The following is an 18,348-nucleotide window of genomic DNA, read 5'->3' as shown; positions in this document are numbered from 1 at the left end:
GCCTCTCATCTCAGAAATCGATTTCCGCAGATTAGGCAGTGGGGTGAGCCGGTGTCAACGTCTACGGCCGGCACGAAACCCTGTGTGTACGCGGGAATCGGCAGAGTTGATCACATCGTCACCCAGGCGGCCCTTGACCGGCCCGGACGAGCGCTCGTAGATTGCGAGAAATCGATTGCCCTTCGAGCCGGCCGCACCGGCCCCGGCTCGATCGTTCCGACCTCTGGAGCACCCTGATGGCTGCAACACCCTCCCCTGCCCGGTTCAGCCGCCGGTCCGTCCTGCGTGGCGGGCTCGGTGCCCTCGCCGCGTCCGCTGCCGGCGTATCGCTGCTCTCGGCCTGCGGCGGCGACTCCTCGTCCGGCGGTGGCAAGGAGTTGTCGTTCTGGAACTTCTACGGCCCGTCCGACGACCAGGGCCCGCAGAGCAAGTGGTTCGTCGACACGGTCGCGGAGTGGAACAAGAACAACGACGTCAAGGTCAAGCTGCGGTACGTCCCGAACAAGGACTACATGAACGGCTCGACCCTCCAGACCGCGTTCCAGTCCGGGCAGGGCCCTGACATCTTCCTGATCAGCCCGGGCGACTTCCTCCGCTACTACAACGGCGGCGTACTGCAGGATCTCGGGCCCGCGCTGTCCGACGAGTCCAAGAAGGACTACCTGCCCGGGCTCCTGGAAGCCCGCAGCGTCGACGGCAAGGTGTACGGCCTGCCGATGGAGATCGAGCCGCTCGCGATGTACTACAGCGAGGCCGCGTTCGAGAAGGCCGGCCTGTCCGAGGCGGACCTGCCGAAGACCTGGGACCAGACGCTCGCCGTCGCGCAGAAGCTGACCAGCAAGGACCGGTACGGCGTGATGTTCGAGACCGCGCCCGGCTACTACCAGAACTTCACCTGGTACCCGTTCCTCTGGCAGGGCGACGGGAACGCGATCAAGGACGGCAAGTCCGCGTTCGACTCGCCGGCCGCCGTCCAGGCGCTGAAGTTCTGGGGCGACACGATCAAGACCAAGGTCGCCCCGCGCAAGTCGCTCGGCACCGGCGGCGGCGACGTACCGTCGAACCTCGGCTCCGGCGCGGCCGCGATGCAGCAGAGCGGGATCTGGGCCGTCTCCGACATGCGGACCAAGGCCAAGAACTTCAAGTACGGCATCATCCCGCTGCCGACCCCGGACGGCGGCAAGGCGGCCACCGACCTCGGCGGCTGGGCGTTCGTCGCGAACTCCAAGGGCAAGAACCCGGAGGCCGCGGCCAAGTTCATCGCCTGGGCGCTCGGCTCGACCGACGCGGCCGGCGTCGAGCGGCAGCGGCAGTGGAACACCGTGGTGAAGACCAACCTGCCGCCGCGCAAGTCGGTGCAGCAGGCGGCCGACGCCAAGGGTGCGTTCGCGGACGGCGTCCTGAAGAAGTTCGTCACGGACATCGCTCCGTCCGGGAAGCCGGAGCCGCGGTTCCCACCGGAGGTGTACCAGCCGATCGCGGACGCGATCCAGGCCTGCCAGCTGAACGGCGCCGATCCGGCCAAGGCGGCGTCCGAGGCCGCGCAGAAGATCGACACGTTCCTGAAGACCTACCAGGGTGCGCCGATCAGCTGATGGTGACCACGACAGCCCCACCGTCGGACCACAAGGTCGAGCAGCACGCGCGACCGCGGGCCGGCCTGACCCGGAAGCGGCGCGAGGCGCTGGCGGCGTACGCCTTCCTCGCGCCGGACACCATCGGCCTGCTGATCTTCGTCGCGATCCCGATGCTGCTCGCATTCGGCGTCGCGTTCTTCAAGGTCGACGGGTTCGGGAACTACCAGTACATCGGCCTCGGCAACTACAAGCTGATGGCCGGCGACGACCAGCTCTGGGACTCGCTGAAGGTCACCGCGCTGTACGTCGTGTCGTTCGTGCCGATCGCGTTCGTGGTCAGCTTCGCGCTCGCGATGCTGGTCCGCAACCATTTCAAGGGCATCGGCTGGGTACGGTCGGCGTTCTTCCTGCCGAACGTCGTCAGCCTGGTCGTCGTCGGCCTGATCTGGCAGTTCCTGCTGGTCGACAAGCGCGGTGCCCTGTCCCGGATGCTGGCGCCGTTCGGCCTCGGCGACGTGTCCTTCCTGGGTACGCCGTCGCTTGCCCTCGGCACCTATGTGGTGATCAGCGTGTGGTTCCTGATGGGGTACCAGATGCTGGTCTTCCTGGCCGGGCTGAAGGACGTGCCGAAGGAGCTCGAGGACGCCGCGGCGATCGACGGCGCGGGCCCCTGGCAACGGTTCCGGTACGTGATCTGGCCGCTGCTCCGGCCGACCAGCTTCTTCGTCGTGGTGAACTCGACGATCGGCGCGGTCACCGGCCTGCAGGCGTTCGACCTGGTCTACGTACTCACCAAGGGCGGCCCGGCGCGCGCGACCAGCACGGTCGTGCTCTACATCTACGAGCAGGCGTTCACCTTCAACAACATGGGGTACGCCGCCGCGCTGACGACCGTGGTGGTGGCCCTGCTGATCATCTGTACCGGCCTGATGTTCGGCTTCACCCGAGGAGGCCGCTTTGACGAGGATTAGAGTCCTGCCGATCATTGCGCACGTCCTGGCGATCGTCGCGGTGCTGCCGCTGCTGTGGATCCTGGTCAGCGCGCTGAAACCGGCCGACGAGATCTTCAACTTCGGCTGGCCGGCGCACTGGACGCTGAGCAACCTGCAGTACGTACTGCTGAAGATCCCGATGCCGCGGTTCATGCTGAACTCCGCGATCGTGTCGGTGACGGTCACCGTGATCGCGCTGTTCTTCCACTCGATGGCGGCGTACGCGCTGGCCCGGCTGCGGTTCCCGGGGCGCGGGATCATCTTCTCCGGCATCATGTCGACGCTGCTCGTGTCGCTGCCGGTGATCCTGGTCCCGTTGTTCCTGGTCGCGAAGCAGCTCGGTCTGCTGGACAGTTACGCCGGCCTGATCGTGCCGAGCATCTTCCACGCGTTCGGGATCTTCCTGCTCCGGCAGTACTACCTGAACATCCCGCGGGAGCTGGAGGAGGCGGCCGACCTCGACGGCTGCGGGTACTGGCGGCGGTACTGGAGCGTCATCCTGCCGCTCAGCCGGCCGGTACTGGCGTCGCTGTCGGTGCTGTTCTTCCTGGCCAACTGGAACGCGTTCCTCTGGCCGCTGACCATCACCCGCAACCCGGACATCCGGGTCATCCAGCTCGGCATCTCCGGCATGCAGGGGCAGTACGCGGCCGCCTGGAACCTCATTCTCGCGGCCGCCGTGATCGCGGCCGTCCCCACGGTCGTGGTGTTCGTCGCGGGCCAGCGCCGGCTGGTCGACGCGATGAAGACCACCGGACTCAAGTGAAAGGCTCATATGTACGGCGACTACGGGAGCAGTCTGCGTGATCTGCCTCGACTGCGGGACTCCAAGCGCCGCCGCGCGTCCAGCTGGGACCGCACCGGCGGCAACGACGACCGGTTGACGATCCGCCCGGGCGAGACCGCCGTACTGGCGGACATCGAGGGGCCCGGGTCGATCAACCACATCTGGTGCACGGTCGCCCGGGACAGCCCGTGGGGACCGGACGAGGCCGACGGGGACTACCTGCGGAAGCTGATTCTCCGGATCACCTGGGAGGACTCCTCACAGCCGAGCGTGCTGGTGCCGCTCGGGGACTTCTTCGGCGTCGGGCACGGGAAGACCGTGAACTTCGTGTCCGCGCCGCTGCAGATGAGCCCGCAGGACGGGAAGGGCTTCAACTGCTGGTTCCACATGCCGTTCGCGTCGAGGGCGCGGGTGGAGATCGTCTCGGAGCTGACGTCGGCGCCGGTGTTCTTCTACTACTACGTGGACTACGAGCTCTTCGACGGCGCACAGGACGGCCTCGGGTACTTCCACGCGTCGTACAACAGGCAGAACCCGACCGACGGGGTCGAGCAGGGCTCGGAGACGCTGCGGCAGTACCAGGTCGAAGGCACGAACCTCACCGGCGACGGGAACTACGTCGTCCTCGACACCGAAGGGAAGGGTCACTACGTCGGATGCGTGGTGAGCATCCGGAACCTGCGCGACTCGCCCGAATGGAACTGGTACGGCGAGGGCGACGACATGATCTTCATCGACGGCGAGCCGTTCCCGCCGTCGCTGCACGGCACGGGGACCGAGGACTACTTCAACACCGCGTGGTGCCCGAGCGAGGCGTACTCCGCGCCGTACCACGGCATCACGCTGCCGGGCGGACCCAACTGGAGCGGTGAGATCTCTCTGTACCGCTTCCACATCGAGGATCCGATCACGTTCTTCAGGTCGATCCGCGTGACCATCGAGCACGGGCACGCGAACAAGCGCAGCGACGACTGGTCGTCGGTCGCGTACTGGTACCAAACCTTGAAGGGATAGCTCATGAAGCGTGGGGCCTTGCTCGCTGTCCTGCCGCTGGTCTTCGGAACGGCGACACTGCTCACCCAATCGTCCGCCTCCCCGTCACCTACTCCCAGCACCACTCCGATCGGCACCGTCCAGGTCGAGTCGAAGGGCACGCCGAGCAAGAGTGACGGCGACCTCTGGCCGTCCTGCTGGGCCGGCAACGACAAGCTGTACGCCGCCAACGGCGACGGCAAGGGCTTCAGCACCGACGGGGACTTCGCCGATGTCGCGGTCAGCGAGATCAACGGCACGCCGGGAAACTTGTCCGGGGCAACGATCTCGAAGGGCGACCAGGTCGGCCAGATCTGGAGCGGCGCCGGGTACAACCGGAAGCCGACCGGGATGGTGTGCGTGGGTGACACCTTGTACCTCGCCGTACAGGATCTCGCGCTGGACTTCAACGACGTACCGGCGGCGACCATCCTGAAGTCGACGGACCACGGGCGGACCTGGACGTGGGACAAGTCCAAGCCGATGTTCTCGAACCACGAGTTCACGACGATCTGGTTCGCGGACTTCGGTCGCGGTGGTGCGTCGGCACCGGACGGCTACGTCTATGCCTATGGACTGGACGGGAACTGGAGGGACTCGTTCGACGACACAGTCGCGGATCCGCAGTCGGTGTTCCTGGCCCGGGTCCCGCGGGACGAGGTGCAGAACCGGAGCGCGTGGAAGTTCTACACCGGGTCCGGGTGGTCGGCGAAGCTCGCGGACCGCAAGCCGGTGCTGACCGACACCCGCCGGCTGTACGCGCAGACGTACGGGACGAACGCGTCGAACCTGAGCGTGATCAGCCAGGGCGGGGTCACGTACCTGCCGGCGCAGAAGCGATATGTCTACACGTCGTGGACCGAGTACACCTTCGAGTTCTACGAGTCGCCGACGCCTTGGGGCCCGTGGAAGCACTTCCTGTCCAAGGACTTCGGCGGGTATCCGTGGTCGACGTCGAAGTACGGCGGGTACGGCGTGACGATCCCGTCGAAGTTCGTCCAGCCGGACGGCAAGACGATGTACATCCAGGCGAACGTCTGCCCCTGCGGCGGTGGCGGGATCGGTACGTCGGTCTACAACTTCAATCTCCGCAAGCTGGTGCTGACGCCGTCGTCCGATGCGCCTGCTTCCAACCTGCCCGGGCCGGACAATCTCGCGGCTGATGGTGTCGCGATCTCCAAGTCGTCGCAGTCCGGCAGCCTCGCGCTGATGAACGACGGTGCGAAGACCGGGAGCGAGTCGGACTTCGACGACGAGGTGAAGGGCGCGTCGTGGTGGGGGTACGAGTGGGCGGCGCGGCACAAGGTGAACAACGTCGAGTTCACGTCGGGCGCGGTGTCCGCCGAGGGCGGGTACTTCACCGGGCGTCCCCGGGTGCAGGTTCGCCGTGACGGCCAGTGGGTCGAGGTCGGCTCGCAGACGGTGTCGCCGGCGTACCCGGGGGATGCGTCGGCCGGGGCGAACACGACGTACACGATCACGTTCCCGACGCAGGAGACCGACGGGGTGCGGGTGATCGGGTTGCCTGGTGGGACGCGTTCGTACACGACGGTGTCCGAGCTGGCGGTGCGGTACGTGTCGCAGGTGGCGGACGGCGGGTTCGAGGGGACCGGCGGCGGGAAGCCTGCGTGGCTGTTCGAGGGTACGGCGGCCAACGGCGTCGACCGCGGCCTCGGCTTCGCACACTCGGGCGCCAGCAACGGCTGGATCCGCTGCACGTGCACGGGCTTCAGCGACCTGTACCAGAGCGTGCCGGTCGTGCCCGGGACGACGTACACCTTCGGCTCCTGGATCAACGCCTCAGCCAACCTCCCCGCGGACCAGGGGCGGTTCGGCGTCCGCAACGGCACGACGGACCTGGCGAGCACAACGTTCGGCGCCGGCACCGGCTACGTCCACCACGAGGTGACGGTAAAGGTCCCACCGAACGTCCACGAACTCACGGTCTACGCCGGCTTCAACGCCCCCAACAAAGACACCTGGATCCAGGTAGACGACTTCACAGTGTCATGACCATCAGCAGACAGGGGTTGCTCCCCCACAACCCCTGCAACTCCTCCACCGGCCGAAACCCCATCGCCCGGTAGAACTTCCGGGTGGCTGCATAGCCGGGGTCGGGGTGCGAGGGGCCCAGGGTCTTCACCTGGAGTACCTCGCACCCGTCCCGGCGCAGTTCTGTCAGCAGCTGGTTGACCAGAGCCCGACCAACACCCTCACGGTGGTGGTCGGGCCCGACTGCCATCAGGTGGATCTCCGCTGCCTCCGGGAAGTGCCTCCGATGGAGGAGCACGCCGACCGGCTCGTCGCCTACGCGCGCTACCAGTCCGTTGAGTGTGCGCGCCGCGTTCACGTACTCCGCGTTGGCCTCGGCGATGCCGAACCAGGCCGGTAGCTGTGCGAGGAGCGCCTCGGTGGTGGTGGCGAGGGCGTCGGAGGCTGGTACGGCGGTGATGTTCACGGCCAGGGGAGGAGGTCGGGGAGTGGGCCGGTGACGGGGCCTGGGGTGGGGCGGCCGGCGTACCAGGCGGTGAGGTCGGGGAAGGTGCCGGTCAGGAGGATGCCTTCGCCGGTGCCGTTGTCCCAGGTGGTGGTGGGGGACTGGAGGATCAGGTGGGTGTTGTCGGGGGTGCGGGGGCGGAGGAAGTCGAGGAGGTGCAGGCAGAAGTCCTCGGACCAGTCGGCGGGGGTCACGCCGAGGTCGAGGTCCGAGGTGTGGATGGTGAGTTCGCGCCAGGTGGCCTGCAAGCCGGCGGACAGGTTGCTGTTGCGGTGCAGGATCGGGAGCGGCCAGTCCGTCGGGCTGACCTTGTCCCAGGACGCGAGCAGCGTGCCGACCGCCTGGGTCAGGTGGGTCTTGAGCTCGGCGGCGGGACGGCCGGCGCCGGCTTCGATCGCGGCGTCGCGGGCCGGGCGGCCGCCGTCGTACACCTCGACGAGCCGGCCCTGGAGGGCTTCCTCGACCTGGCGGGTCATCGCCTCGGAGAAGTACGCGATGTGCGTGATCACGTGACCGCGGGACCACCCGGGCAGCACCGAGTCGCCGCGTGCGGTCGGGTCGTCGAGGTCCGCGGTGAGGGCGAGCAGCCGGTCGGCGATCGCGTGTACGTCGTTCAGGGCCACAGGAATTCCTTCGTCCAGGTGTCGTCGAGGTCGTACCGCAGGCGTACGTGCCGGCGGTCCGGGTCGGCCTGCCAGAACTCCACCTCGTCCGCGTGCAGCGTGTACAAGGTCCAGTTCGGCGCGACCAGGTCCGGGTCGAGCACGATCCGGTCCTGCTGTTCCTTCACGGCCGCCTCGATGTCCGAGCGATCCGCGAGTACTGCGCTCTGCCTGCCGACCAGCGCCTCCGCCCGGGCCGCGAGCGGCCGTTGCAGGAAGTCGCGCTCGGAGTCTTCGCGCGCGGCGGGCGCGACCCGCCCGGTGATGCGTACCTGCCGTCCGAGCGGGACCCAGTAGAAGGTCAGCGCGGCGTACGGCGAGGTCGTCAGCTCCTCGCCCTTGCGGCTGGTCGACGTCGAGGCGAACTGCCAGCCCTCGGTGGTGACGTCCTTGAGGATCAGGATCCGCGCGTTCGGCCGGCCGTCGGGGCGGACCGTCGAGAGGGTCGCGGCGCAGGGCTCGACGACGTCGCGGTCGATCGCCGTCAGCAGCCAGTCGACGAACAGGTCGTGCGGGGAGTCCGGGGCGGCTGAGGGATCCCAGTCCGGCGGGGTCCCGGTCAACGTCGGTACGGCGCGTAGCCGCGTGCGGAGATCACTCACGCTTCGAGACCCTAGGGGAGGTGTTCACATGGCAGCAAGCGGATATCCCATTAGTATCGCCAGATGACCACGCTGGCCTTCGCCCTGGCCGCCACCATCAAGCACGACGGCCACGGCGGCATCGCGGACCTCCTCTCCACCCCGGAGCAGGCAACCGCCTGGCTAACTGACCACAACCACCTCGTCATAGCCGTGCTCGGTCCGGAAACCGGAGCGGGCGGGTGGCGGGGGGAGCTCGTACGGCGGGAGTTGGTGGAGGTCAGGCGGGCGGTGCGGGCGTTGTTCGCGCGGGCGGTTGCGCCGTGGGCGCCGTCGAAGGCCGATGCGGATCGGCTGATGGATCTGAGTGAGGCGCTCGAGGCGGTGAACCACGCGGCGCGCCTGTTGGGTAGTAGCGAGTTGGTGTGGGAGGACGAGCCGCGGGTGCGGTGGGGACTGCGGACGGAAGATCCGGTGGACCTGCTGGTGGGCGCGGTCGGGCGGTCGGCGGTCGACTTCATGGCCGGACCGGATCGGCATCGGCTGCGGGCGTGTCCGGCGGCACGCTGTGTGAAGTACTTCCTGCAGGACGACCCTCGGCAGACCTGGTGCTCGCCGGCCTGCGGGAACCGGGAGCGGGTGAACCGGCACTACCGGAAACGGACCGCCGGATAGCCTTGGAGCTATGACTGTCGCGCGGTTCAAGGACCTGTGTGTGGACGTCGCCTGTCCGAGTGAGATGGCCGCGTTCTGGGGACGGGTGATCGGCCTCACCGCGCCGGCCGACAACCCGAACGTCCTGGTCGGCGACGTACCGGAGAAGACCGTCTGGATGTGCCAGGTCCCGGAGCCGAGGACGGTGAAGAACCGTGTCCACCTGGACGTGCACACCCGCGCCGTCGCCGACCTGGAGGCGGCGGGCGCGACCGTGCAGCTCCCGCAGTCGGGCGAGCAGCACTGGAACGTACTGACGGACCCGGAAGGTGGCGAGTTCTGCGGATTCGTCCGCGACACCGACCCGGCGTACCGGCTGATGGAGCTGGTGGTGGACTCGGCCGACCCGGAGCGGCAGGCGCGCTGGTGGGCGGGCGTGGTCGGCGGCGACGTCGCGAGTACGCCGGAACACCCGTGGTACTGGCTCGAGAACGTCCCAGGCCTCCCGTTCCCGTACTGGGTGTTCGTCCCGGTCCCGGAGCCGAAGACCGTGAAGAACCGCGTGCACTGGGACGTGACTGCACCCGCCCTGCAACCGGTCCTGGACGCGGGTGCGACACTGCTCCGGCCCCGGGACAGCGAGATCGGCTGGCACGTCTGTGCCGACCCCGAGGGCAACGAGTTCTGCGTGTTCCTGCCCCCGTCGGAGGACGAATGAAGCTTGACCTGACCGCGAGTGCCGCTGATCTGACCGAGGCGCTTGTCAACGTCTCCTCGGTCAGTGGGACCGAGGAGAAGCTCGCCGACAAGGTGGAGAAGGCGCTCTCGGTGCATCAGCACCTGAAGGTGTTCCGGCACGGCAACACCGTCGTCGCACGCACCGACCTCGGTCGCGACGAGCGCGTCGTACTCGCCGGGCATCTCGACACCGTGCCGCTCAACGACAACCTCCCGGCCCGCCGCGCCGACGGGCTGATCCACGGCCTGGGTGCGTGCGACATGAAGGGCGGCGTCGCGGTCGCGCTCCGGCTGGCCGCGACCCTCGAGGAGCCGAACCGGGACATCACCTATGTCTTCTACGACTGCGAGGAGATCGAGGCGGAGCGGAACGGGCTGTACAAGCTGACCCGCTCCAACCCGGAGTTGCTCGAAGGCGTGTTCGCGGTCGTGATGGAGCCGTCGAACGCCGTGGTCGAGGCCGGCTGCCAGGGCACCCTGCGGGTCGAGGTCAGCACCCGCGGCGAACGCGCGCACTCGGCCCGCTCGTGGATGGGCTCGAACGCGATCCACGCCGCGGGTGAGGTGCTCGCGCGGCTGTCGGCGTACGAGCCGCGCCGGGTGCCGATCGACGGGCTCGAGTACCGCGAGGGGCTGAACGCGGTCGCGATCAGCGGCGGCGTCGCGGGGAACGTCGTACCGGATCTGTGCACGGTGACCGTCAACTACCGGTTCGCGCCGAGCCGGTCGGAGGCGGAGGCCGAGGCGCATCTGCGGGAGGTGTTCGAGGGGTACGACGTGGTCGTGACGGACTCGGCGCCCGGCGGACTGCCCGGGCTCGAGCGGCCCGCCGCGGCCGCGTTCCTGCAGGTGGTGGGCGGGGAGCCGCAGCCGAAGTTCGGGTGGACGGACGTGGCGCGGTTCACGATGCTCGGCGTACCGGCGGTGAACTACGGGCCGGGTGACCCGCTGTACGCGCACAAGCAGGACGAGTTCGTGCCGGAGGCCGAGATCGAGCTGTGTGAACAGCGGCTGAGGACTTGGTTGACAGACCGCGCCTAGACGGGCCCCGTTACCTACCAGGCAATAACCTGGTGGCATGTCAGAACCATCGATCCACCCCGACCGTCCGGTCGGCCAGCAGCAGCGCGGGCCGATCGTGATGCGCCGCAAGCAGGTGCAGCACTCCACTTCCGAGCAGCGACTGCTGGACAGCCGCGGGCCGTCGGACTGGGTGCACACCGACCCGTGGCGGGTGCTGCGGATCCAGTCGGAGTTCATCGAGGGATTCGGGATGTTGGCCGAGCTCGGGTCCGCGATCAGCGTGTTCGGGTCGGCGCGGACCAAGCCGGACGACCCGATGTACGCCGCCGCGGAGGAGTTCGGCCGCAAGCTGGTCGTCGCGGGGTACGCCGTGATCACCGGTGGCGGGCCGGGCGTGATGGAGGCCGCGAACAAGGGCGCCTCCGAGGCCGGCGGCGTGTCGGTCGGGCTCGGCATCGAGCTGCCCTTCGAGAACGGCCTGAACGAGTGGGTCGACATCGGGATGAACTTCCGGTACTTCTTCACCCGGAAGACGATGTTCGTGAAGTACGCCCAGGGATTCGTGGTGATGCCGGGCGGGTTCGGCACGCTCGACGAGCTGTTCGAGGCGCTCACGCTGGCGCAGACCCGGAAGGTCACGTCGTTCCCGGTCGTGCTGTTCGGTACGTCGTACTGGGGCGGGCTGGTCGACTGGTTGCGGACGACGATGCTCGAGGACGGGAAGATCTCGCCCGCCGACCTCGACATGTTCGTGGTCACCGACGACGTCGACGAGGCGATCAGCTACATCGTGAAGTCCGGCGAGCTCGCCGACGCCGCCGCCGACGAAGCCGCCGAAGCCGCCGCGTCCGAGGTCGCCGGCAGCTCCCGCTCGCACCGGCTGGGCTCCGACGGAAGCTGAATTCCCTGGGTGATTGTGCGGTTGACTCGGGCGGCATGGCACGATCGGTCCCGTGATGTGGTTCTTCGGGCTGATCGTGGTGCTGTTGATCGGGGCTGTCGCGGTAGTGGCCTCGGGTCGTTGGGGTGCCATGAGTACGGCGTACGACGACCGTCCCGACATGACGGTGCCGGCGCGGCAGGCGCTGACCTCGACCGACATCGAGTCGGCCCGGTTCGCGGTGGGCCTGCGCGGCTACCGGATGGACGAGGTCGACACCCTGCTCGAACGCGTCGCGAAGGAGGTCGCCGAACGCGACCGCCGGATCGCCGACCTCGAACGCGCCGTAGCCCCGATCGTCGACTCCCCCGAGGGCCACGGCTTCACGTCCCGCCCGTACGGCACCCCCGAATTCGACGACACCGGCACCCAGCAGCCCATCCTCGTCGGCGGCGACTTCCCGCCTCCCGACACCACTACGGAAGCAGACCCGGCCGAGTCCGACACCTCCAGCGACCAGCCAGGCGCGGCGGATGCCGCGGGGGCCGCATCCGATGAGAGCGCCACCGGTTCGGCGAACGCTGGTACGCCGGAAGATGGCCCAGCCGGTACTGCGCGTGCCGGTACGTCCGATGGTGGCGCGACGGGTGCTGACGGCGCTGAGGCAGAAGTTGCCGGTACGACGGACGCGGCGGACGCGGAGCCGGAGACGCGGGCGGGCCAGGCCGCCGCGGACGAGTACGAACGCCTCCAGGCCGAAGCACGCGCCGTACTGGAAGCCCAGTCCCAGCCCGTAACCCCCCGCCGCACCCCGGCCCCGCAAGAGCCGCACGAAGAGCCGCACGAGGACGCGGCCACCCAGCAACCCCAGGAGGAAGAGCAGCCTCCGCAGGATGCTTATCACCAGGCTGCGCCGAACACGTCGCAGCCGGCAACGCCCCTTACCCCCGCGCAGCAGTACGACCGGCTGAAGCTCAGCCAGCCGGCACCCCAAGCGGAACAGCCGAACGGGCAGGAGGGCGAAGGGGCTTATCAGCGGCCCAGCTGATGAGCGCCTCGAGGAGTTGTCACGCTGCGGCGACGGTGGAGTTGGGGCTGGCGCCTGAGGAGGCGTGGGCGGTGGTGATGGACTGGGAGCGGCAGTCGCGGTGGATGTTGTTCACGCGGGTGTGGGCGACCGGGAACGGCGGCTCCGGCGTCGGCGGGGGAGTTGCGGCGCGGACTTCTGTCGGTGGCGTCGGGTTCACTGACGACATGGTCATCACCCACTGGGATCCGCCGCGCGAGTGCACGGTGAAACACCTCGGCACGATCGTCCGCGGCACCGGAACCTTCAGCATCCACCCGGCCGGGAGCGGCAGCGCCTTCACCTGGTCCGAGGACGTCGTGCCGCCGCTGGGCCGGGTCGGCGTGCTCGCCTGGCCGGTCGTGCGGCCGGCGTTCGAACTGATGATGCGGATCTCGCTCCGCCGGCTTGTCCAGGAGGTCCGGTGACGGTGGCGGGCCCGGACGGGCAGCAGCGGTGTGGCTGGGCGACGTCGGCACCGGAGTACGTCGAGTACCACGACACCGAGTGGGGCAAGGAGATCCGGAACGACGTCGGCCTGTTCGAGCGGATGACGCTCGAGGGGTTCCAGTCCGGACTGTCCTGGATCACGATCCTCCGCAAGCGGGAGAACTTCCGGGCCGCGTTCGCGCACTTCGACCCGGAGACGATCGCGAAGTACGGCGCCGCCGACTTCGACCGGCTGATGGCGGATCCCGGTATCGTCCGGAACCAGTTGAAGATCAACGCGACGATCTCCAACGCCCGCGCGCTGCTGGACCTGGCCGAGGGCGAGTTCACCGAGCTGCTCTGGTCGTTCAGGCCCGCGAAGCACAAGCCGCCGAAGACGCTCGCCGACGTACCGGCCACCACGCCCGAGTCGATCGCGATGTCGAAGGCGCTCAAGAAGCACGGTTTCGTGTTCGTCGGACCCACCACGGCGTACGCCTTGATGCAGGCCACCGGCATCGTCAACGACCATCTGAAAACCTGTATTGCCCGTTGAATCTCGTGCACGTGCATCTGCAAACGGCAACTGCATAAGGCTTTTTGCCGAATCCCAAAGACAAACGGCTGAACGAGTTGTGCTCCGGGCACAGAACGTGATGAGGTGTTCAGCGGGCTCCCCGACTGTCAGGTGGTTGTCCGGCCGTGACTCGCCCGGCCGGAACGCGGTCGTGGAGCCCACCAAATTTTCTGGCCGATAAACGTTGCCCGAGGCATCGGTTGCGGGTCAGCGGCCGGTGAAGGTGGGCTTCTGCTTGGCGACGAAGGACGCGACGGCGTTGTGGTGGTCCTCGGTGGCGCCGGTTTCCTGCATCTTGCCGGCTTCGAAGGCGAGCGATTCGGCGAGCGTGTGACTGGCCGAGTAGCCGAGCGACTGCCGCACGGCGCCGTACGCGACCGTCGGACCGGCGGCGAGCTTGCGCGCCAGTTCCGCGACGGTGTCGGGGAGGTCTGCGGCCGGTACGACGGAAGTCGCCAGGCCGAGGTCCAGTGCCTCGGCGGCCGGGACGGTGCGCGGGAAGTACAGCAGCTCGAGCGCGCGAGCGTGGCCGATCAGCCGGGGGAGGGTCCAGGAGATGCCGGTGTCGCAGGACAGCGCGATACCGGTGAACGCGAGGTTGAAACCGGCCGTGTCCGCAACCACCCGGACGTCGCACGCGAACGCCATCGACGCGCCGGCCCCGGCGGCCACCCCGTTGACCGCGGCGATCACCGGCTTCGGCATCTCGGCGAGCGCCAGCGCGATCGGCGCGTAGTGGTCCGGCACCGTGCTCCACAGCGCGGCCTGGTCGTTGGCCTGCAGCAACCCGATGTGCTCCTTCAGGTCCTGCCCGACGCAGAACGCCCGTCCGGTCCCGGTCAGGACGACGACCCGTACGGCGGGATCGTCCGCGGCGGCCCGGATCGTGTCGCGGAGCAGCACCTTGGTCGGCGTGTCGAGCGAGTTCATCGCGTCCGGCCGGTTCAGCGTGACGGTCGCGACTCCGTCGGCGACGGCGTACACAACGGAATCACTCATCGTGGTCAGCTCCTTGACTGTCAGTGAGAATTTGTGTGCTGGGTCAGGCGTGTGCCAGGCAACTGTCGACGAAACGCCCGGCCGCGGGGCTCAATCGTTCGGCGTGGAAATCGAAGAACGCGGCCGCCTTCGTCCCGGCCCAGCCGGCCGGCAGCAGCTCGTCCGGCAGCCCCGGATCCCGGAACAGGAACTTCCGCCATTCGTGCACCAGTTCGGACCGCACGGCGAACGCCTGCTCGTCGCCCGCGTCCGCGCCGCCCGCGTCGACCAGCGCCTTCGCCTCGATCAGCCAGGCGTCGTACGACGCGCCGAGCTCGTCGAGCTTCCAGACCCGCCGGGCGAACGCGGGAGCGCCGTCGTCGACCGGGGCCCGGAACCGGTCCGCGGCGATGCCCTCGACGTCGAGGATCTGGTCCACCTCGGCGGCGTTGCGCAGCCCGACCCAGGCGCCGTCGGACAGCGGAGCCCAACCCAGGAAGGAGAGTTGGCTCGCCAGCTGGTCGCGGCGCCGGGCGTTCGGAACCTCGCGGAGGATGCTCAGGTGCCAGTGCCGGTCCCAGTCGCCCGGACCCTCGGAACCGGTCACCAGCGGGGTGCCGTCCGGCGCGGTCCGGTAGATCCGCGCGGCGGCGTCGTCGAGCCGGCGACGCGCCCGGGAGGTCAGTCCGTATCCGGGTTGTCCGTCGATCCGGACCGGCTCCAGCCAGCCCTGCCGGACCATCCGCGACACGGCGGTCCGGACGGCCGGCGGATGCACGCCCAGCGGGGCGAGCAGCCGGACGAGAGCCGCGACCGGGGCCTGCGCACCACGCGCGCGCAAGTGGTCGCCGTACAGGTCGAAAAGGGCTGAACGGGCGTGCACAAGACTCGAGTCTGCCGTATGGTGCACGGCCTTGGCCTGAGATCGGGAATAATGGGGTGCGATACACACTGCGATACGCGCCGACGGCGCATCACCGCAACGGCGCCGGACACGGTCCCAGCGCGGTGTCGTCGCTCAACACCGACACTGGGAAGGGGTGCGCGCATGGCGGCGATGAAGCCGCGGACGGGCGATGGTCCGCTCGAGGTCACCAAGGAGGGCCGCGGGATCGTGATGCGGGTTCCGCTCGAGGGCGGCGGACGGCTCGTCGTCGAGCTGAACGCCGACGAGGCGACCGAGCTCGGCAACGCACTGAAGGCCGTCGTCGGCTGATCACAACCTCCGGGGGTGCCAGCGCCCCCTGTCTGTCACTCCGACCCCGGTGGGTGCCTTCGCGGGCACCGGCCGGGGTCGTTACGGTTGTCCAACTCTCTTTGATCAAACCAGTGAGGTCGTCCTAGTGGCTCGCCGCAGCAGTTCGTCTCCTTTCCCCAGTCTTCCGGGTGTCAGCTGGCAGCCCGGTCTCCCGGTGCACGGGTCCTCGACGTGGGTGATCCTCGTCGGCGACGAGTTGCCGGCCGCCGCGAAGGAGGCCGGGGAGCGCCTCGGGGTCGACCTCGACCGGCTGTTCGAGGTGCAGCGCGACACCGGCTTCACGCCGTCCGCCGGCAGTACGGCGGCGTACCCGCTGCTGACCGGCGAGGTGACCGAGATCCTGCTGGTAGGGGCCGGCGACGGGAGTGCGAAGGACCTGCGACACGCCGGGGCGGCGATCGCCCGCTTCGGGCGCGGCAAGGACGAGCTCACCACCGTCGTTGCCGAGGGCATCGATGACGCGGCGCTCCAGGCGTTCGCGGAAGGCGTGGTGCTCGGCTCGTTCTCGTACACCCAGAAGACCGTCGACCCGGGCGAGCCCGCGGTCGGCACGGTGACGCTGACCGACGGGTCGGCCGCCGCCCGGCAGGACGTGCTGGACCGCGGCGTCGTGATCGGCCGGACCGGCTGGCTGGCCCGGCAGCTCGCGATCACCCCGTCGAACGAGAAGGACCCGTCCTGGCTGGCCGCGCGAGCGACCGAGATCGCGGCGGCGACCGGTCTGGTCGCGACGGTCTGGGACGAGAAGAAGCTGGCCGCCGACGGGTTCGGCGGGATCCTCGCGGTCGGCCAGGGCTCGACCCGCCCGCCGCGGTTCATCCGGCTCGACTACGCCCCGGCCGGCTCCGGCAAGGACACGCCGTACGTCGTGCTGGTCGGCAAGGGCATCACGTACGACACCGGCGGCCTGTCGCTGAAGCCGCGTGACGGCATGGTGTCGATGAAGCGCGACATGACCGGCGGCGGCTCGGTGATCGCGACCATGTCGGCGCTCCGCGACCTCGGCGCGAACGTCCGGGTGACCGGCCTGGTCTGCGCGGCGGAGAACATGCCGTCGGGTTCGGCGTACCGCCCGGACGACGTGATCCGGCACTTCGGCGGCCGCACCACCGAGGTGAAGAACACCGACGCCGAGGGCCGGCTGGTGCTCGCGGACGGGCTCGCGTACGCCGTCCAGGAGCTGAAGCCGGACGTCCTCGTCGACATCGCGACGCTGACCGGCGCGATCAAGGTGTCGCTCGGCGCGATGCTGTACGGCGGCCTGTTCGCGACCGACGACGCGCTCGCGGACAACCTCGCCGACGCCGGCCGGATCTCCGGCGAGGAGCTCTGGCGGATGCCGCTGCCGGCCGAGTACGAGGACCTGATCGCGACCCCGGTCGCGGACTCGGTGAACAGCTCGAAGGGCCCGGGGTCGATCACCGCCGCCCTGTTCCTGAAGGCGTTCGCGGGCGACGTCCCGTGGGCGCACCTGGACCTGTCGTCGATCGCCGAGTCGCCGTCCGAGAACTTCGAGTACTCGACCGGCGCGACCGGCGCGGGCGCCCGCCTGCTCAGCACCTGGCTGTCCTCCGCCGCGCCGGCCTCGGGAATCATCTGAAGCGCGCGCAGAGGAAGTCGACGATCCGGTCGCGGGCCGGTTTCGCCTGCGGGACCAGGCCGGGCATGCTGATGAAGGCGTGCCCGGCCCTGTCGTGTTCGCTGACCTCGACCGGGGAGCCCGCCGCGCGTAACTGGTCGGCGTACACCCGGCCGTGGTCCGCGACGGGGTCGAGGGCCGGGATCACGATCAGCGTCGGCGGCAGGCCGCCCAGGTCGTCGGCGTACCGGGGTGACAGCTGCCGGGGATCGGTGCCTTCCGGTACGGCGAGGCGGCGGAAGAACTCGAGGCCCTCCCGGGTGAGCGTGGGCGTCTCCGGGTACTGCGCGACCGAGTCGTAGTCGAGCGCCGTCGAGGTCACGTCGACGCACGGGTTGACCAGCACCTGCGCCCGCAACGACAGGCCGGCGTCCCGGGCCCGGAGCGCGGAGAGCGCGGCGACCATCGACCCGGCGCTCTCGCCGGCGACCGCGACGCGGGTCGGGTCGACACCCCAGTCCGCGGCGTGCTGGAACACGTGCCGTAGGACGTCCCAGCCGTCGTCGACGATCGCGGCGAGCGGCGTGTCGTGGTCCATCAACCGGTGCTCCACGGACACCACGACCGCCGACGCGCGGGCGGCCAGGTGGCTGTTGATCCAGTCGCACTGCACCGCCGTACCGACGTAACCGCCGCCGTGGACGTGCAGCACGAGCGGGAGCTTGGTCCGGTTGGCCGGGCGGTACACCCGGACCCGGAGCGTGCGGTCGGCGAGCTGGACCTGTTGCCAGCTGATCGTGACGCCGCTGTGCGGGAAGCCCGTCAGCAGGTGCGCGAACCGGGAGGTGACGATCCGGTGCGCGGCCTCGCCGAAGGCGGCCAGGTCCGCGGGCGACATCGTGCGGTAGTCGGGCTCCTTGCGGAGCGAGTAGACCAGGCGGACGCCCAGCGGCGGCCGGTGCGGCTGGTCTGTCGGCGTAGTGGCGGCGGTCTTGAGCATCGGGCACCGTCCTGCGGTTTCGCTACGATTAGTATCGA

The 18,348-nt window shown here is 69.1% G+C and carries 20 protein-coding genes; 14 read left to right on the top strand and 6 right to left on the bottom strand.

The window, feature by feature from the left end:
* Positions 1 to 236: 236 nt before the first annotated feature.
* Genes AB0M51_RS31425 through AB0M51_RS31405 form a run of 5 tightly spaced genes read left to right on the top strand, consistent with a single transcriptional unit; the run spans position 237 to position 6,401 of the window.
* A complete protein-coding gene (locus AB0M51_RS31425; RefSeq protein ID WP_344193012.1) occupies positions 237 to 1,595 on the top strand; it encodes a sugar ABC transporter substrate-binding protein in 1,359 nt (452 codons plus the stop codon).
* Positions 1,595 to 2,548 carry a sugar ABC transporter permease gene (locus AB0M51_RS31420; RefSeq protein ID WP_344193014.1) on the top strand — a complete coding sequence of 318 codons (954 nt, stop codon included), beginning with the start codon at positions 1,595 to 1,597 and terminating at the stop codon, positions 2,546 to 2,548. The genes AB0M51_RS31425 and AB0M51_RS31420 overlap by 1 nt, the downstream gene beginning before the upstream one ends.
* A complete protein-coding gene (locus AB0M51_RS31415; protein WP_344193016.1) occupies positions 2,535 to 3,335 on the top strand; it encodes a carbohydrate ABC transporter permease in 801 nt (266 codons plus the stop codon). The genes AB0M51_RS31420 and AB0M51_RS31415 overlap by 14 nt, the downstream gene beginning before the upstream one ends.
* 9 nt (positions 3,336 to 3,344) lie before the next feature.
* A complete protein-coding gene (locus AB0M51_RS31410) occupies positions 3,345 to 4,370 on the top strand; it encodes a glycoside hydrolase family 172 protein (RefSeq protein ID WP_344193018.1) in 1,026 nt (341 codons plus the stop codon).
* A 3-nt stretch (positions 4,371 to 4,373) separates the two neighbouring features.
* Positions 4,374 to 6,401: a DUF4185 domain-containing protein gene (locus tag AB0M51_RS31405; protein ID WP_344193020.1), complete on the top strand. Its 2,028-nt coding sequence runs from the start codon at positions 4,374 to 4,376 to the stop codon at positions 6,399 to 6,401.
* On the opposite strand, the gene AB0M51_RS31400 is transcribed toward AB0M51_RS31405, so the two are convergent.
* From AB0M51_RS31400 to AB0M51_RS31390, 3 genes are read right to left on the bottom strand one after another with little or no spacing between them, the layout of a single operon-like run.
* A complete protein-coding gene (locus AB0M51_RS31400; protein WP_344193023.1) occupies positions 6,388 to 6,846 on the bottom strand; it encodes a GNAT family N-acetyltransferase in 459 nt (152 codons plus the stop codon). The genes AB0M51_RS31405 and AB0M51_RS31400 overlap by 14 nt on opposite strands.
* The gene (locus tag AB0M51_RS31395) at positions 6,843 to 7,508 is read right to left on the bottom strand and encodes a maleylpyruvate isomerase family mycothiol-dependent enzyme (protein WP_344193025.1); all 666 of its coding nucleotides are present in this window, start codon (positions 7,506 to 7,508) and stop codon (positions 6,843 to 6,845) included. The genes AB0M51_RS31400 and AB0M51_RS31395 overlap by 4 nt, the downstream gene beginning before the upstream one ends.
* On the bottom strand, positions 7,499 to 8,149 hold the full coding sequence (locus AB0M51_RS31390; RefSeq protein WP_344193027.1) for a pyridoxal 5'-phosphate synthase: 651 nt from the start codon (positions 8,147 to 8,149) through the stop codon (positions 7,499 to 7,501). Before AB0M51_RS31390 ends, AB0M51_RS31395 begins: the two co-directional genes overlap by 10 nt.
* Positions 8,150 to 8,212: 63 nt before the next feature.
* Here AB0M51_RS31390 and AB0M51_RS31385 point away from each other — a divergent pair, with 63 nt between their 5' ends.
* From AB0M51_RS31385 to AB0M51_RS31355, 7 genes are read left to right on the top strand one after another with little or no spacing between them, the layout of a single operon-like run.
* The gene (locus tag AB0M51_RS31385; protein ID WP_344193029.1) at positions 8,213 to 8,803 is read left to right on the top strand and encodes an ABATE domain-containing protein; all 591 of its coding nucleotides are present in this window, start codon (positions 8,213 to 8,215) and stop codon (positions 8,801 to 8,803) included.
* A gap of 10 nt (positions 8,804 to 8,813) precedes the next feature.
* The gene (locus AB0M51_RS31380) at positions 8,814 to 9,500 is read left to right on the top strand and encodes a VOC family protein (protein WP_344193030.1); all 687 of its coding nucleotides are present in this window, start codon (positions 8,814 to 8,816) and stop codon (positions 9,498 to 9,500) included.
* Positions 9,497 to 10,561: a succinyl-diaminopimelate desuccinylase gene (gene dapE / locus AB0M51_RS31375; RefSeq protein WP_344193032.1), complete on the top strand. Its 1,065-nt coding sequence runs from the start codon at positions 9,497 to 9,499 to the stop codon at positions 10,559 to 10,561. The genes AB0M51_RS31380 and dapE overlap by 4 nt, the downstream gene beginning before the upstream one ends.
* A 37-nt stretch (positions 10,562 to 10,598) precedes the next feature.
* Positions 10,599 to 11,444, top strand: a complete 846-nt coding sequence (locus AB0M51_RS31370) for a TIGR00730 family Rossman fold protein (protein ID WP_344193034.1) — start codon at positions 10,599 to 10,601, stop codon at positions 11,442 to 11,444.
* A 55-nt stretch (positions 11,445 to 11,499) separates the two neighbouring features.
* A complete protein-coding gene (locus AB0M51_RS31365; protein WP_344193526.1) occupies positions 11,500 to 12,471 on the top strand; it encodes a DivIVA domain-containing protein in 972 nt (323 codons plus the stop codon).
* 35 nt (positions 12,472 to 12,506) lie between these two features.
* Positions 12,507 to 12,917: an SRPBCC family protein gene (locus AB0M51_RS31360; RefSeq protein WP_344193036.1), complete on the top strand. Its 411-nt coding sequence runs from the start codon at positions 12,507 to 12,509 to the stop codon at positions 12,915 to 12,917.
* Positions 12,914 to 13,474: a DNA-3-methyladenine glycosylase I gene (locus tag AB0M51_RS31355; protein ID WP_344193038.1), complete on the top strand. Its 561-nt coding sequence runs from the start codon at positions 12,914 to 12,916 to the stop codon at positions 13,472 to 13,474. Before AB0M51_RS31360 ends, AB0M51_RS31355 begins: the two co-directional genes overlap by 4 nt.
* A gap of 228 nt (positions 13,475 to 13,702) precedes the next feature.
* On the opposite strand, the gene AB0M51_RS31350 is transcribed toward AB0M51_RS31355, so the two are convergent.
* Positions 13,703 to 14,494, bottom strand: a complete 792-nt coding sequence (locus AB0M51_RS31350; protein WP_344193040.1) for an enoyl-CoA hydratase-related protein — start codon at positions 14,492 to 14,494, stop codon at positions 13,703 to 13,705.
* 43 nt (positions 14,495 to 14,537) lie between these two features.
* Entirely contained in the window at positions 14,538 to 15,356 is an 819-nt protein-coding gene (locus tag AB0M51_RS31345; RefSeq protein WP_344193042.1) for a PaaX family transcriptional regulator C-terminal domain-containing protein, read from the bottom strand.
* A 165-nt stretch (positions 15,357 to 15,521) separates the two neighbouring features.
* Here AB0M51_RS31345 and AB0M51_RS31340 point away from each other — a divergent pair, with 165 nt between their 5' ends.
* Together AB0M51_RS31340 and AB0M51_RS31335 are read left to right on the top strand one after the other, a co-directional pair.
* Positions 15,522 to 15,689, top strand: a complete 168-nt coding sequence (locus tag AB0M51_RS31340) for a DUF3117 domain-containing protein (protein ID WP_012923066.1) — start codon at positions 15,522 to 15,524, stop codon at positions 15,687 to 15,689.
* A 196-nt stretch (positions 15,690 to 15,885) separates the two neighbouring features.
* Positions 15,886 to 17,331 (top strand): leucyl aminopeptidase family protein, encoded by a 1,446-nt coding sequence (locus AB0M51_RS31335; protein ID WP_344193044.1) that lies wholly within the window; start codon positions 15,886 to 15,888, stop codon positions 17,329 to 17,331.
* On the opposite strand, the gene AB0M51_RS31330 is transcribed toward AB0M51_RS31335, so the two are convergent.
* Positions 17,324 to 18,310, bottom strand: a complete 987-nt coding sequence (locus AB0M51_RS31330; protein ID WP_344193046.1) for an alpha/beta hydrolase — start codon at positions 18,308 to 18,310, stop codon at positions 17,324 to 17,326. The genes AB0M51_RS31335 and AB0M51_RS31330 overlap by 8 nt on opposite strands.
* Positions 18,311 to 18,348 lie beyond the last annotated feature (38 nt).

It is taken from the genome of Kribbella sp. NPDC051137 (genome assembly GCF_040682535.1).
Lineage (GTDB): Bacteria > Actinomycetota > Actinomycetes > Propionibacteriales > Kribbellaceae > Kribbella > Kribbella karoonensis.
The sequence above is the reverse complement of the archived record's forward strand: the minus strand, read 5'-3'. Positions and strand labels throughout refer to the sequence as shown.